This is a genomic window from Mesorhizobium sp. WSM4848 (assembly GCF_055811375.1).
Window position 1 is genome coordinate 1 of the sequence record NZ_JBVVPX010000018.1, and the last position, 14434, is coordinate 14434.

General features: G+C 61.1%; 13 protein-coding genes, 1 tRNA gene and 1 rRNA gene. 14 read left to right on the forward strand and 1 reads right to left on the reverse strand.

Annotated elements, in window-relative coordinates; genetic code table 11:
- Positions 1–310: 310 nt before the first annotated feature.
- A 5S ribosomal RNA gene (gene rrf / locus AC0L16_RS17600) occupies positions 311–425 on the forward strand.
- 240 nt (positions 426–665) lie between these two features.
- Positions 666–742 (forward strand) — tRNA-Met (locus AC0L16_RS17605).
- A gap of 753 nt (positions 743–1495) precedes the next feature.
- Here AC0L16_RS17605 and AC0L16_RS17610 read toward each other — a convergent pair.
- Complete coding sequence (locus tag AC0L16_RS17610; RefSeq protein WP_473622206.1) at positions 1496–2323, reverse strand: MurR/RpiR family transcriptional regulator; 828 nt, start codon at positions 2321–2323, stop codon at positions 1496–1498.
- 147 nt (positions 2324–2470) lie between these two features.
- Between AC0L16_RS17610 and AC0L16_RS17615 the strand changes: the two genes are divergently transcribed.
- The 12 genes from AC0L16_RS17615 to AC0L16_RS17670 all read left to right on the forward strand — a co-directional run bounded on the left by AC0L16_RS17615 (position 2471) and on the right by AC0L16_RS17670 (position 14413).
- Entirely contained in the window at positions 2471–3301 is an 831-nt protein-coding gene (locus tag AC0L16_RS17615) for an N-formylglutamate amidohydrolase (RefSeq protein WP_473622207.1), read from the forward strand.
- Between the two features lie 18 nt (positions 3302–3319).
- Entirely contained in the window at positions 3320–3832 is a 513-nt protein-coding gene (locus tag AC0L16_RS17620; RefSeq protein WP_473622209.1) for a TRAP transporter small permease subunit, read from the forward strand.
- A complete protein-coding gene (locus tag AC0L16_RS17625) occupies positions 3829–5154 on the forward strand; it encodes a TRAP transporter large permease (protein ID WP_473622210.1) in 1326 nt (441 codons plus the stop codon). Before AC0L16_RS17620 ends, AC0L16_RS17625 begins: the two co-directional genes overlap by 4 nt.
- Positions 5155–5262: 108 nt before the next feature.
- The gene (locus AC0L16_RS17630) at positions 5263–6330 is read left to right on the forward strand and encodes a TRAP transporter substrate-binding protein (protein WP_473622211.1); all 1068 of its coding nucleotides are present in this window, start codon (positions 5263–5265) and stop codon (positions 6328–6330) included.
- Between the two features lie 67 nt (positions 6331–6397).
- Entirely contained in the window at positions 6398–7768 is a 1371-nt protein-coding gene (locus tag AC0L16_RS17635) for a glutamine synthetase family protein (protein WP_473622213.1), read from the forward strand.
- A gap of 90 nt (positions 7769–7858) precedes the next feature.
- On the forward strand, positions 7859–8302 hold the full coding sequence (locus tag AC0L16_RS17640; protein WP_473622214.1) for a DUF7662 domain-containing protein: 444 nt from the start codon (positions 7859–7861) through the stop codon (positions 8300–8302).
- Entirely contained in the window at positions 8299–8718 is a 420-nt protein-coding gene (locus AC0L16_RS17645; protein ID WP_473622215.1) for a type II toxin-antitoxin system VapC family toxin, read from the forward strand. The genes AC0L16_RS17640 and AC0L16_RS17645 overlap by 4 nt, the downstream gene beginning before the upstream one ends.
- 12 nt (positions 8719–8730) lie before the next feature.
- A complete protein-coding gene (locus AC0L16_RS17650) occupies positions 8731–10116 on the forward strand; it encodes an aldehyde dehydrogenase family protein (protein WP_473622217.1) in 1386 nt (461 codons plus the stop codon).
- Positions 10117–10134: 18 nt separating this feature from the next.
- The gene (locus tag AC0L16_RS17655; protein WP_473622218.1) at positions 10135–11307 is read left to right on the forward strand and encodes an iron-containing alcohol dehydrogenase; all 1173 of its coding nucleotides are present in this window, start codon (positions 10135–10137) and stop codon (positions 11305–11307) included.
- 242 nt (positions 11308–11549) lie between these two features.
- Positions 11550–12656 carry an ABC transporter substrate-binding protein gene (locus AC0L16_RS17660; protein ID WP_473622219.1) on the forward strand — a complete coding sequence of 369 codons (1107 nt, stop codon included), beginning with the start codon at positions 11550–11552 and terminating at the stop codon, positions 12654–12656.
- A gap of 72 nt (positions 12657–12728) precedes the next feature.
- Positions 12729–13622, forward strand: a complete 894-nt coding sequence (locus tag AC0L16_RS17665) for an ABC transporter permease (protein ID WP_473622221.1) — start codon at positions 12729–12731, stop codon at positions 13620–13622.
- Positions 13619–14413, forward strand: a complete 795-nt coding sequence (locus AC0L16_RS17670) for an ABC transporter permease (RefSeq protein ID WP_473622222.1) — start codon at positions 13619–13621, stop codon at positions 14411–14413. Before AC0L16_RS17665 ends, AC0L16_RS17670 begins: the two co-directional genes overlap by 4 nt.
- Positions 14414–14434 lie beyond the last annotated feature (21 nt).

Sequence of the window (14434 nt, forward strand, 5' to 3'; positions counted from 1 at the left end):
AGCTTACCGGTACTAATAGTTCGATCGGCTTGATCGTTCTCATTCCCTATGCCCATCTGACAAAGTCAGATGGTCTTGCCAGCGCTCACGCATGAGCGGCCCTTACGGGCCTATGCTCCGCGAGGGCGCCGGAAAACCGGCGACGCGCAGTCGCGCTTGCGGGCTTCGCCCGTAACAGACTGCAATGTCGCCTTGGCACACATTAAGACCAGCGAACAGCTCAGAGAGAGCAGAAAATAGGCTTCCCTATTCGCTACTCCCTCATGGCTATTCGCTCAAAAAGCTTCTCGAGCAACGTGCGCTTTGCCGACCTGGTGGTTATGGCGGAGCGGCTGCACCCGATCCCATTCCGAACTCGGCCGTGAAACGCTCCAGCGCTGATGGTACTTCGTCTCAAGACGCGGGAGAGTAGGTCGCTGCCAGGTCTGCAAAACGCACGTTGTCAAAATCCAAATCTTCTCCTTACCAAAACAGGCCCGCCAATCGGGAACTCGGGCCGCGCAAGCGGCCCTTTCAGTTGGCGGCTTGAATCCAGTAAGCCAAAGCTTACTTCCGAAGTTGACGCGGGGTGGAGCAGCGCCCCGTCCGCCCGCAAAGGCCGAAGGCCTCAAGGACGGACAAAACAAAAGTCCGGGCTGCCCGGCCGGCATTCGCCGTCTAGTTGACGCGGGGTGGAGCAGCCCGGTAGCTCGTCAGGCTCATAACCTGAAGGTCACAGGTTCAAATCCTGTCCCCGCAACCAAATCCACAAAACGGCCCGCCTCGCGCGGGCCGTTTTGCGTTTGCGGCATGGCGCGGCGCGTGGTGCGCAAGCACCGTTTGGCCGGGGTGGTAGCCGGTCGATGACTTGGAGGTGGGAGTCCTCTGCGGGCCCTGGTGATGGGAACCGCTAGCCGAACAGCAAGGGCGTCGTCGCGAGGCGGGGTCTGAAGGAAGCTGCAAGCAAAGTGCCGGCCTGACGAACAGGAAGCGCATATGAGGCGTCCGCATCCGGGCGAGGGAGCAATGAAGCCCGAAGCCCGACATCACCCGGAGGGTGCGGCCGTAGATGCGACAGGTATATGGCACGAAGGTCACGCGTCTTACCCTGGGAGGTCTGCCGACCTGCCCCTGGTTTCAGGTGTGCTACCGACGTCGTGAGGCGGCGGGATGGGATCGCAGAAGTCAGCAGAGGCCGTAGTAGCCGGACCAACCGGTGAAGGGCTGAACGTGTCGATGGAGGTCGGACTTCATTTCCGACCGCCTTGGGCAGATACCTCGCGAGAGGGCCTTAGTCGGAAGTAGCGGGCGGAACCCGCAAGATAAGGCTGGGCGCCAATAGGGCGGCGGGCATTGAGGACCTCAAGCCGAGCGCGACACGAACCGCCGTGTACGGAACCGTACGCACGGTGGTGTGGGAGGAGGGACGCCGAAAGGCTCCCTCCTACCCGATTGCGGCCTGGCGCGCTCGCCTTCCCGGCACGGAAGCAATCATGCCGCCGGTTCAGGCCGCGCCCTACCGCAGGCTTTCCAACTCGCGGATGCGTTTGGCGCCGTCGGCCTCGAGCTGCCGAGTGACGGCGCCGATAAGCGTTTCGGCAACGACGAAAAGGGCCGCCGAAGAATCCCAGGCCGAGGGCACGGCGGTGCGCCCGGCGATGACATGGCGGGCGAAGCGGGCGATCGGCGACAGCCACTGGTCGGTGAACAGCACGATCTGCACGCCGCGCTGATGCGACGTTTCGGCGAAACGGACCAGGCTGTCCTGGTAGCGCCTGATGTCGAAGATCACCAGAACGTCGCGCTTGCCCATGTCGATCAGCCGGTCCCGCCAGACGCTTTCCTGTCCGGCGAGGTGAAAGACGTTGGGCTGGATGATGGCGAGGTGGGCGGCCATGTAGCGCGCCAGCGGATCGGTGAAGCGGCCGCCGATCAGGAAGGTTTTGCCGCGCCGGTCGGCAAGCTTTGCGACGATGTCGGCAAGCTGCTTGTCGGACAAGTGCCTGAACGTCTCGCGCATGTTGTCGAGCGTCGCCTCCAGCATCGGCGACGCCGCGCCGCCGTTCGGCGATGGCGGGTTGAGCGTGCGCGACGCCGGCGACTGCAGTTGCGCCGCCAGTTCGTCCTGCAGCGCCGCCTGGAACTCCGGGTAGTTCTGGAAGCCGAGCCGGGCGACGAAACGCAGGATCGTCGGCGAGGAGACGCCGGCGGCAGCCGAGAATTCGGCGACCGTCTTTAGGCCGATCAGCGGATAGCTGGCGATCAGCGTTTGCGCTGCGCGGCGCTCGCCCGCCGGCATCGTGCCGATGCGGTCCGAGATCAGTTCGGCAATGCTCGAAATCATCTTTTCTCCATGCCCGGCCGTTTGCCGAAATCGCATTTCGAAATCGCGTTTGACAAAGCCCGACAAACTGTATGAAATCATCCACAGGGACGCAATGAGGCAAAATACGTAACATACGATACAGCGCTCCCCGGGGACGACAGGATAATGGAGACAGCACGGCCCGCCAGCCTTGCATCGCCTGAAACCGTAGGGGTGACGAACCCCGGCGGATCGAGCCCTTTCTTGCTGACCTGCGACCACGCCTCCAATTTCCTGCCGCCGGAATTCGGAACGCTCGGCCTTGCTGCCGAAGAGCTTTCCCGCCACATCGCCTGGGATCCCGGCGCGCTGCCGGTCGCCCGCCGCATGGCCGCGGCGCTTGACGCGACCCTGGTCGAGACCTGCACTTCGCGCCTTGTCATCGACTGCAACCGGCCACTGGATGCGCCGGACCTGGTGCCCCTGGTCAGCGAGACCACAACCATTCCGGGCAATGCCGGCCTGTCGCAAAAGCAGCGCGCATTGCGCATCGCGTTGTCCTGGCAACCCTTCCATGATGCGGTCGCTGACATCATCGACAAAAGGCTGGCGCGTGGGCTCGAGACGCGGCTGGTTTCAATCCATTCCTTCAACCCGGTCTACAACGGCAAGAGCCGGCCCTGGCACATCGGCGTCATCCATGACGAGGATCGTCGGCTGGCAGCGCCGCTTGTCGCCGCGCTGCAGCGGCTCGCCGGCGTCACAGTCGGCGTCAACGAGCCCTATTCGCCGGCCGACCGCGTCTATTTCACGCTGGAACGGCACGCCCGCCCGCGGGGGCTACCCTGCGCGATGATCGAAATCCGCAATGACGAAATATCCGACGAAGCCGGGCAGCGGAAATGGGCGGATCTGCTCGCGGGCATCTTCGTTGGCATTCACACGCCAGAACCATCAATGAGTTCGGATTCCCTGCCGCGGCGCGGCAGGGAATTCCCCGCCAATCCGATCCGATAATTCGACAGGAAGAGAGCATTGCCCCAAGCCGCACAGCTTTTCGTCCGCTACGTTGACGCGATAAACTATCGCGTCGGACGCGTCGCCATGTACCTGCTGTTCGTCATGGGCGCGATCCTGCTCTACTCGACGCTGTCGCGCATCATTTTCGGCGTGCCGATCAACTGGGTGCTGGAAATGTCGCAGTTCCTGCTCTCCGCCTATTATCTGGTAGGCGGCGCCTATGCCCTGCAACTCGATCAACATGTGAGGATGGACCTCTTCTATAGCCGCCTCAATGCAAGGAAGCGTGCGATCACCGACGCCATCACCATCCTTTTTGTTATCTTCTTCCTGGTCGTGCTTCTCGGTGGTGGCCTGTCGAGCACAAATTACGCCATCCAATACAATCAGAAGAACTACTCGGCCTGGTCGCCCGTGCTCTGGCCGATCAAGGTGGTGATGACGACGGGCGTCTTCCTGATGTTGCTGCAGTGCATCTCGACCTTCATCAAAGACGTAGCCGTTGCCCGCGGGAAGCCGATCGCATGAGTTCCGAGGCGATCACCCTTTTCATGTTCGGAACCATGATGGTGCTGCTCTTCACCGGACAGCGCGTCTTTGGCGTCATCGGCTTCGTCGGTTCGGCGGCGGCCCTGTGGCTGTGGGGGCAGGGATCCTTCGAGATGCCCTTCAACGCCTCCTTCCAGGTATTGAACTGGTACCCGCTGATCACCGTGCCCTTCTTCATCTTCATGGGCTACATGCTGTCGGAATCCGGCCTGGCGGGAGACCTCTACCGGATGTTCCACGTCTGGTTCGGGCCGGTGCGCGGTGGGCTGGCGCTGGGCACGATCGGCCTGATGGTGCTGGTTGCCGCGCTCAACGGCCTGTCGGTGGCCGGCATGGCGATCGGCGCGACGATCGCTCTGCCGCAGTTGTTGCGCCACGGCTACGACAAGTCGATGGTCACCGGTGTCATCCAGGCAGGTTCCTCGCTCGGTATCCTGATACCGCCGAGCGTCGTCCTGGTGCTCTACGCCATGATCGCCCGGCAGCCGGTGCTGGACCTTTGGCTGGCCGGGGTCGGCCCTGGCCTGCTGATGGCGCTGATCTTCGGCGTCTATGTCTATTTGCGCTGTCTCATCCAGCCGGAAGCCGGCCCGGCGCTGCCGGCCGAGGAGCGCGCGCTGATCACGCGCGCTGAAAAATTTGCGCTGCTCAGGGAAGGTCTGCTGCCGATTGCCATTTTCGCCGTCATGATGGGCATGTTCATGACCGGAGTGACGAGCCTCGTGGAAAGCTCGGTCGTGGGGGCGGTGCTGGCAACGCTCGGCGCCTGGTGGGCGGGAAACCTGAACCGGAAATCCTTCGAGACGGCTACGCGTAACACGCTTGGCATCAGTTGCATGTTCCTATGGATTATCCTCGGCGCGCTGTGCTTCAGCTCGGTCTATGACGGGCTGGGCGCGGTTAAGGCGGTCAAGGCGCTGTTGATCGACACATGGGAGTTCAGCCCGTGGACCATCCTGGTGCTGATGCTCCTCTCCTTCATCGTCATGGGAATGTTCCTCGACGACACCGCGATGCTGGTCATCGTCGCGCCGCTCTACATCCCGCTGGTTATCAGCCTCGGCTTCAATCCGATCTGGTTCGGCATCCTATACACGATCACCTGCCAGATCGCGTACATCACACCGCCCTTCGGTTATAATCTGTTCCTGATGCGCGCAATGGCGCCGCCCGAGATCACGTTGGCCGACATCTATCGCTCCATCGTGCCATTCTTCTTCCTGATGGTGCTGTCGCTGATCATAATCATGATTTTCCCGCAGATCGCGCTGTGGCTGCCAAGCCTCTATTCGGGACGATAGGCAACTGGAAATGGGTGATGCGTCGAGGAAACCAAAAGAGGAAGGATGAGCTTCCCAGGAATAGTGGACCTGCACGCATGCAGGGGTGTCGAAGAGGAGAACGGAACGATGACTGAGCAAACAAAAAACATAAACAAACGCGATTTCCTGCGAAAAGCGGGATTGACGACCGCGGGCGCTGTCGGTGCGTCCACGCTGTCCATGCCCTACGTTAAGGCACAGAGCCCGATAACATGGCGCCTGCAGACCTATGCCGGCCCGGCCTTGGCCGAGCACGTCATCAAGAACTCGATCGACTGGTTCAACAAAGCCGCCAATGGCGAGATGGTGATCGAGCTCTACACCGCAGATCAACTCGTCCCGCAGGGCGAGCTGTTTCGTGCTGTCCAGTCGGGCACGATCGATGCGGCCCAGAGCGACGACGATTCCGCCGCCGCACCGGTCGACGTCAAGGTGTTCGGCGCTTATTTCCCGCTCGCGGCGCGCTATTCCCTCGATGTGCCGGCGCTGTGGCACTGGCACGGTCTGAAGGAGATCTGGGAAGAGGCCTATGCCGAGATTCCCGACGTGACATGGCTCTCCACCGGCGCCTGGGACCCCTGCAACTTCGGCACGACAAAGCCGATAAAGTCCCTCGCCGACCTGCAGGGCCTGCGTGTCTACACCTTCCCCACCGGCGGCCAGTTCCTGTCGCGCTTCGGCGTGGTGCCGGTGTCGCTTCCCTACGAGGACGTGCAACCCGCCATGCAGACCGGAGAACTCGACGGTGTGTGCTGGTGCGGCATCACAGAGATGCATACCGTGGGCTGGGCCGACGCGCTGAAATACTACCTGACGAACCCGCTGTCGGGCGCCTGGGCCGGCTCCTACTTTGTCAATACCGGGAAGTGGAAGGCTGTGCCCGAGCATCTGCAGCAGCTCTTCCGCCTGGCAATCGACGCCTCACACTACTACCGCCAGCATTGGTACTGGGCTGGTGAAGCCAACTACCGCAACACTGGCAAGCTTGAGCTCACCACCATTCCGGATGCAGAATGGTCGAAGGTCGAGGAAGAGGCCGTAAAGTTCTGGGACGAGATCGCCGCGCAGAGCGAGCGCAGCGCAAAGGTCGTCGACATCATCAAGAAGTACAACGAATCGATGAGGAAGGCCGGGGCGCCCTATCGCTACGGCTGATTGAGACTGCAAACAAGGCCGCCCGCTTCGGCGGGCGGCTTTGCGAACCTGGACGCTGGAGTTTTAAATGGCCGGAAATTTTTCGTTCGATCAGTTGAAGAGAGCAGTCTCCAGCGGTGAGGTCGATACGGTGCTGGCGTGTATTGTCGACATGCAGGGGCGGCTGGCGGGCAAGCGGTTCCTGGCACAGTATTTCGTCGATTCCGCCCATGACGAGACGCATGGCTGCAACTACCTCCTGGCCGCCGACATCGATATGGAACCGGTGCCCGGCTACAAGGCGGCGAGCTGGTCGAAAGGCTATGGCGACTTCGTCATGAAGCCGGATATGTCGACGCTGCGGCGCATTCCCTGGCTGGAAAAGACGGCGCTGGTGATCTGCGACGTGCTCGACCACCACACCCATGACGACCTGCCGCATTCGCCGCGCGCCATCCTGAAGAAGCAGGTCAAGCGGCTGAGCGAACGCGGCTACCTCGGCTATTTCGCCTCCGAGCTCGAATTCTATCTGTTCAGCGAAACCTACGATTCCGCCCGCAAGAAGCACTGGCAGGGCCTCGACACAGCCTCGCCCTATATCGGCGACTACCAGATCGGCATCACCACCAAGGAAGAAGGCGTCATGCGCCGGCTGCGCAACGACATGCAGGCGGCCGGCATTCCGATCGAGAACTCCAAGGGCGAGTGGGGTCCGGGCCAGGAAGAAATCAATGTCCGCTATGCCGAGGCGCTCGAGATGGCCGACCGCCACGTCATCCTGAAGAACGGCGCCAAGGAAATCGCCGAGTCTGAAGGCAAGGCGGTCTCGTTCATGGCCAAGTACAATTACGGGCTGGCCGGCAATTCCAGCCACATCCACAATTCGCTGTGGAGCGCCGGCGGCGAAACGCCGCTTTTCTACGACAAAAAGGCCGAATGGACACTGTCGACGCTCGGCCAGCAATGGGCGGCGGGCCAGCTCAAATACGCCAGGGAATTCACCTGGTTTCTGGCGCCCTACGTCAACTCCTACAAGCGCTTCCAGGCCGGCACCTTCGCGCCGACCAAGATCATGTGGAGCGAGGACAACCGCACCGCCGGTTTCCGCCTGTGCGGCGAGGGCACCAAGGGCATCCGCATGGAATGCCGCATCGGCGGCGCCGACCTCAACCCCTATCTCGCCTTCGCCGCGCTGATCGCGGCCGGCCTGGCCGGCATCGACGAAAAGCTTGAACTGCAAAAACCCTTCGTCGGCGATGCCTATCAAGCCTCGCAGCTGCCGGAAATTCCGAAGACCCTGCGTGATGCCACCGAGACGCTGGCAAAATCGGAGATGCTGAAGCAGGCGCTCGGCGACGGCGTGCTCGAGCATTATGTCCATACGGCGCACTGGGAGCAGTTCGAATACGACCGCCGCATTACCGATTGGGAACTGCATAGGGGGTTCGAGCGGTATTAAAGCTCCATAAAGCTGTTAAATGTTGACAATGTTAGGTTTGGTGCAATACTATTTGTAAACTGCAACCGCGCTTCGTCGAGGAGGTTTGCAATGTCCAAATATGCACCGCTCAGGGATTTTCTCGTTGCCCAAAAGGTCGATCGCGTGCCGATGTCATTCGCTGAAATCGAGAGAGTGCTCAATCTGCCGCTGCCCGCATCAAAACAATACCCTGCGTGGTGGAGCAACAATCCGAGCAACAATCCCATGACAAGGGAGTGGCTCGAGGCTGGGTTCGAGACCGAATCCGTCAATATAGGCAGTGGGAAACTGGTATTTCGCCGCGTGCGCAAAATGCCCAATCCGGCGCCGTCCAGTGCGTCCGCCGCGCCAAACGAAGCGCGCGCGGATCGCCACCCCGGATTTGGTTTCATGAAGGGCCTGATAACAATCGAAGCGGGATTTGATATTACCAAACCTTTCGACGACGAGCCGTGGGATTCCGGCTATCTGGGCGGCGAGGCGCGCGATGGCAAACTTGCGGCGCGTAAATGAGCGAAGCGCCAAACCTGCTTCTGGATACATGTGCGATAATCTTTGTCGCGAACGACAGTCCGCTTGATCCGCAAGCAACCCGTGAGATTTCGGAGGCGGCCTATGATGGTCGTCTCTATCTCTCGCCGATGTCGGCATGGGAAATCGGGATTGGCGTAGCCAAGGGCCGACTCAACCTACCATTGACGCCCCTCGACTTTGTGGAGCGGTTCATCGAGCGAATGTCGGCAAAGCTCAGCGCTGTCTCACCCGCCATCCTGATTGCATCTTCCAACTTGCCTGGGCCGCCTCATGGCGATCCCATGGATAGGATACTGATGGCAAGCGCGAGAGCCTTGGACATGATCCTGGTGACGCGCGACGAGCCTATCCTCCGCTACGGTCGCAACGGCCATCTGCGTACACTAGCCTGCTAATTGGAGCACCCCTTGGAAACCGTGAAAATAAAATCTCCCGTCGATGGTTCGATCTATGCCGAACGGCCTGTGGCCACGGACCAGGCGATCAATGCCGCGGTCGAGCGGGCCAGGGCGGCGCAGGAGAAATGGGCTGAGACGCCGATCGTCGAGCGCGGCAAGTACATGCTCGCCATGCTGGAAGCGCTGGTCGGCATGACCGACGAGATCGTGCCGGAGATCGCCTGGCAGATGGGCCGCCCGGTGCGGTATGGCGGCGAGTTCGGCGGCGTCAGGGAACGCGCCAGCTACATGGTCGAGATCGCCGAAGCGGCACTCAATCCGGTGATGGCCCCCAATCCCAAGGACGGGTTTCGCCGCTATGTGAAGAAGCTCCCGCTCGGCATGGTCATGGTGATCGCGCCGTGGAACTATCCCTATCTCACCGCCGTCAACACGATCGTGCCGGCGCTGATGGCCGGCAGCGCCGTCATCCTCAAGCATGCGGCGCAGACGCTGCTGGTCGGCGAACGCTTTCAACAGGCGTTCGACAAAGCAGGCCTGCCCAAGGGTCTGTTCCAGAACCTTGTCATAAACCATGCGCAGACCGAAAAACTGCTCGGTTCGGGCAAGATCGATCATGTCAATTTCACCGGCTCGGTCGCCGGCGGCCGCGCCATCGAAAAGGCCGCAGCCGGCACCTTCATGACGCTCGGCCTTGAACTCGGCGGCAAGGATCCGGCCTATGTCCTGGCCGATGCCAAGATCGACCATGCCGTCGCTAACCTGGTCGACGGCGCCTTCTACAATTCCGGCCAGTGCTGCTGCGGCATCGAGCGCGTCTATGTCCACGAGAAGGTCTATGACGAATTCGTCGAAGGCTTCATCGCCGAAACCAGGAACTACGTTGTCGGCAACCCGCTCGACCAGGCGACGACGATGGGGCCGATGGCACAGGCGCGCTTCGCCGACCTGATCCGCGAGCAGAAGGCCGAGGCCCTGCGCAAGGGCGCCAGGGCGCATATCAACATGAAGGTGGCCAATGACGAGCCGGGCTCGCCCTATCTGGCGCCGGAAGTGCTGACCGGGGTCGATCACCAGATGAGCGTCATGCGCGAGGAGAGCTTTGGGCCGATCGTCGGCATCATGCAGGTGCGCAACGACGAGGAGGCGATCGCGCTGATGAACGACAGCCCCTACGGTCTGACGGCCTCGATTTGGACCAGCGACACCGAGCATGCGGCGGCGATCGGTGATCGCGTCGAGACCGGCACCGTGTTCATGAACCGCTGCGACTATCTCGATCCGGCGCTGGTCTGGACTGGCGTCAAGGACACCGGCAAGGGCGCGGCGCTGTCGGCCATCGGCTACGACAATCTGACGAGGCCGAAATCATATCATCTGCGTGAAGCCATCTGATTTTTTTGAAAGACAGAAATGACAAAATTGATTTCCAAATGGAACTATCCGACAACCGTGCGCTTCGGCGCGGGGCGCATCAAGGAATTGCCTGATGTGCTTGAAGCCACCGGCATCAAGCGGCCGCTCTTCGTCACCGATCCGGGGCTGGCCAAACTTCCGGTCGTCGCTTCGACGTTGAAGATCCTCGACGATGCCAAGGTACCCTATGGCGTGTTTTCCGAGGTCAAGCCGAATCCGGTGGACTCCAACCTGACCGCCGGCATTGCCGTGTTCAAGAAGGGCAAGCATGACGGCGTCATCGCCTTTGGCGGCGGCTCGGCGCTCGACCTCGGCAAGCTGATCGCTTTTCAGGCCGGTCAGACGCGGCCGGTCTGGGACTTCGAGGATATCGGCGACTGGTGGACGCGCGCCAACGCCGACGCGATCGCACCGATCATCGCCGTGCCGACCACGGCCGGCACCGGCTCGGAAGTCGGCCGCGCCGGCGTCATCACCAATGAAGCGACCCACACCAAGAAGGTGATCTTCCATCCGAAACTTTTGCCGGCCATCGTCATCGCCGATCCGGAACTGTCGGTCGGTATGCCCGGCTTCATCACCGCGGGCACCGGCATGGATGCGCTCGCCCATTGCCTCGAAGCCTATTGCGCGCCGGGCTATCATCCGATGGCCGACGGCATCGCGGTCGAAGGCGTGCGGCTTGTCTTCGAGAACCTGCCGAAGGCCTTCGCCAATGGCAAGGATCTCGTCGCCCGCGCCCACATGATGAGCGCGGCCGCGATGGGCGCTGCCGCCTTCCAGAAGGGGCTGGGCGCCATCCACTCGCTGTCGCATCCGATCGGCGCGCTTTACGACACCCATCACGGCATGACCAATGCCGTGTTCATGCCTTATGTGCTGGCCTTCAACCGCGACGCCATCGAGGCGCGCATCGCCCGGCTCGCGGCTTACTGCGGCATCAAGGGCGGCTTCGACGGTTTCGCCAAGGCCGTCATCAAGCTGCGCAAGGAATTAAAGGTGCCGCACGCGCTGCCGGGCCTGATCAAGGGGTTCGACATGGACAAGAAGCGCAAGGGCCTGATCGCCGACATGGCGGTGGTCGATCCGACCGCCGGCGGCAACCCGGTCAAGCTGACCAGGAAGGCGGCGCTGACGCTGCTCGACAATGCCATTGCCGGCACCGTCTGAGACGGTTTTCGCGCCGAAAATTGATCTGGGAAATGAGGGCAAAGAAAGGGGAAGGGATGAAAGGTAAGACCGAAATTCGTTAGCCGGAAAAATAATCGCTGAGCGATTGCTACACCCGGTTAAAAAGAGTTTACTTTTTCGTACTGCAGGGCATCGCTTTCACAAAGCTTTCATCGGGCTGTCACACGAAAACGATACCGCATCGCAGGCGTCCAACGGCGTCAGTTCAACGGAGAGAACAAATGTTCAAATTCACGGGGAAAGTGCTTTCCCTTACGGCCGTCGCCCTGATGGCGACCTCTGCCATCTCGTCGGCGCAGTCCATGGATGAACTGATCGCCGCCGCCAAGGCGGAAGGCCAGCTCACCACCATCGCGCTGCCGCACAGCTGGTGCGGCTACGGCGACGTCATCGCCGGCTTCAAGGCGAAATATCCGGAAATCACCGTCAACGAGCTCAATCCCGATGCCGGCTCCGGCGACGAGATCGAGGCGATCAAGGCCAACAAGGACAATAAGGGCCCGCAAGCGCCTGATGTCATCGACGTCGGCCTGTCTTTCGGCCCGTCCGCCAAGGCAGACAGCCTGATCCAGCCCTACAAGGTGTCGACTTGGGATACGATCCCTGACAGCGCCAAGGATGCCGATGGCTACTGGTACGGCGACTACTATGGCGTGCTCGCCTTCGGCGTGAACAAGGCCGTCGTGCAGAACGCGCCACAGGACTGGGCCGACCTGCAGAAGCCGGAATACGCCAACTCGGTGGCGCTCGCCGGTGACCCGCGCTCGTCGAACAACGCGGTCATATCGGTTTACGCTTCGGGCCTCGCGGCTGGCGGTACGGGCGGCCAGGATGCTGCCGCCAAGGGTCTGCAGTTCTTCAAGCAGCTCAACGACGCCGGCAACTTCGTTCCGGTCGACGGTGAAGCGGCAGCTGTCGCCCAGGGCACGACACCGATCGTGATGAACTGGGACTACAACCTGCTCGCCATGCGCGACAAGATGGCCGGCAATCCGGAAATCGAAATCGTCGTGCCAAAGAGCGCAGTGGTCGCAGGCGTCTACGTACAGGCGATCAGCGCCTATGCGCCGCATCCGAACGCCGCCAAGCTGTGGATGGAGTATCTCTACTCGGACGAAGGCCAGCTCGGCTGGCTGAAGGGCTACTGCCACCCGATCCGCTTCAATGACCTCGCCAAGAAGGGCGTGATCCCGAAGGAGATGCTGGACAAGCTGCCGGCCGCCGAGAACTACGAAAAAGCGATCTTCCCAACCTTGGAAGAGCAGAACGCCGCCAAGAAGGAAATCAGCACGAACTGGGACGCCGTCGTTGGCGCCGTCGTGAAGTAATTCATAGGGCGCCGGCCGGTTCGCCGGCCGGCGCCCTATGCCAAGTTCGGGAAGTCCATGGCAGACTCCACAATGTCCCAGACAGCCCGCGTCAGCCCTGGCGCGCCGGAGATCAGCCGCGTTCGGCTGCCGCTGCATTGGTTAGGCATAGCTCCGTTCTTCGTTTTCGCACTGCTCTTTCTGATCTTGCCCACCGTAGGGCTGATCGCGGGCGCGTTCAAAAATGCAGCCGGCGACTATACGCTCGACAACATCATAGCGTTGTCGCAACCCAAGCTCGCAGCCGCCTATTGGGTATCCATTCAGATCAGCCTTGTTTCTGCGGTCCTTGGCGCTTTGATCGGCCTGGCCATGGCGGTGGCGGTGATTCGCGGCGGCTTGCCGTCGTGGTTACGCTCGGCAACCTTGACCTTCTCTGGCGTAGCCTCGAATTTCGCCGGCGTGCCGCTGGCATTCTCGTTCATTGCGACGCTAGGCCGGCTCGGCGTGGCGACGATCCTGTTGCGAGACATTTTCGGCATTAACATCTATTCGCTCGGCTTCAGTATCTTTTCGTTTTGGGGCCTGATCCTCACCTACCTCTATTTCCAGATTCCATTGATGATCGTCATCATCACGCCGGCGGTCGATGGGTTGAAGAAGGAATGGGGCGAAGCTGCCGCCACGCTCGGCGCAACCAATTGGCAATATTGGCGCATGGTGGTGATCCCGGTGTTATGGCCGAGTTTTCTCGGTACGACGGTCCTGCTCTTTGCCAACGCGTTCGGGGCGGTCGCAACGGCCTATGCACTGACGGGGCCGTCACTCAACATCGTGCCCATCCAGCTGTTCGCGCAGATTCGCGGCGACGTGCTGTACAATCCGAATCTAGGCTATGCGCTCGCATTCGGCATGATCGTCATCACCGGCCTGGCTAATCTCTTCTACATTTTGTTCCAGCGGCGAGCCGAACGGTGGCTGAAATGAAGCAAGGCAGCCGTTTTTGGGCCTGGCTGGTTTTTGGCGTGGGAACCACTTATTTTGTCCTGCCGCTTTTGGCGACCTTTGAATTCTCGTTGCGTAAGCGGCGAGGGGAATACTCCTTTGACGCCTACCGCTCGGTGCTCGAAGATCCGAATTTCCAGGCGACATTTACCTATTCCGTCGTTGTGGCGGTCTTCACCATCCTTTTGGGCGTGCTCCTCGTTGTCCCGACGGCTTACTGGATACGGCTGCGGCTACCGCAACTGCGGCCGGTCGTAGAGTTCATCACCCTGCTTCCGCTGGTTATCCCCGCTATCGTCATCGTCTTCGGCTACATCAGAATGTTCGGTTCGAACGCAGCGTTGCCTTTTCTGGCGACAGCGCGCGGCACCGATGCTCTGCTGGTCATTGGCTATGCAGTGCTGGCGCTGCCTTATATGTACCGGGCGGTCGATACCGGTCTCAGGACCATCGACGTCAGAACGCTCACCGAAGCCGCACAAATCCTCGGCGCCGGCTGGACCACGATCATCGCCCGCATCATCCTGCCGAACGTGCTGATCGCCGTCTTATCCGGCGCGTTCCTGAGTTTTGCCATCGTCATCGGCGAGTTCACCATGGCCTCGCTGTTGAATCGCCCAGCCTTCGGCCCCTATCTGCAGAACATCGGCGCCAACAGTGCCTATGAGCCGTCGGCACTGGCGCTCATTTCGTTCGCCATCACCTGGGGCTGCATGTCGCTGATCCAGATCCTGTCGCGTTTTGCGCCGCGATCGGCGAACCGGCCAAACTGATCGAAAAGTACTGACCGAAAG

Bases quoted from the DNA above. Each gene is read 5' to 3' on its own strand.
- AC0L16_RS17645 (WP_473622215.1), top strand. From the start codon at position 8,299: ATGAGCGAAGCGCCAAACCTGCTTCTGGATACATGTGCGATAATCTTT.
- AC0L16_RS17610 (WP_473622206.1), bottom strand. From the start codon at position 2,323: ATGATTTCGAGCATTGCCGAACTGATCTCGGACCGCATCGGCACGATG.
- AC0L16_RS17660 (WP_473622219.1), top strand. From the start codon at position 11,550: ATGTTCAAATTCACGGGGAAAGTGCTTTCCCTTACGGCCGTCGCCCTG.
- AC0L16_RS17640 (WP_473622214.1), top strand. From the start codon at position 7,859: ATGTCCAAATATGCACCGCTCAGGGATTTTCTCGTTGCCCAAAAGGTC.
- AC0L16_RS17655 (WP_473622218.1), top strand. From the start codon at position 10,135: ATGACAAAATTGATTTCCAAATGGAACTATCCGACAACCGTGCGCTTC.
- AC0L16_RS17615 (WP_473622207.1), top strand. From the start codon at position 2,471: ATGGAGACAGCACGGCCCGCCAGCCTTGCATCGCCTGAAACCGTAGGG.
- AC0L16_RS17670 (WP_473622222.1), top strand. From the start codon at position 13,619: ATGAAGCAAGGCAGCCGTTTTTGGGCCTGGCTGGTTTTTGGCGTGGGA.
- AC0L16_RS17635 (WP_473622213.1), top strand. From the start codon at position 6,398: ATGGCCGGAAATTTTTCGTTCGATCAGTTGAAGAGAGCAGTCTCCAGC.
- AC0L16_RS17665 (WP_473622221.1), top strand. From the start codon at position 12,729: ATGTCCCAGACAGCCCGCGTCAGCCCTGGCGCGCCGGAGATCAGCCGC.
- AC0L16_RS17625 (WP_473622210.1), top strand. From the start codon at position 3,829: ATGAGTTCCGAGGCGATCACCCTTTTCATGTTCGGAACCATGATGGTG.
- AC0L16_RS17630 (WP_473622211.1), top strand. From the start codon at position 5,263: ATGACTGAGCAAACAAAAAACATAAACAAACGCGATTTCCTGCGAAAA.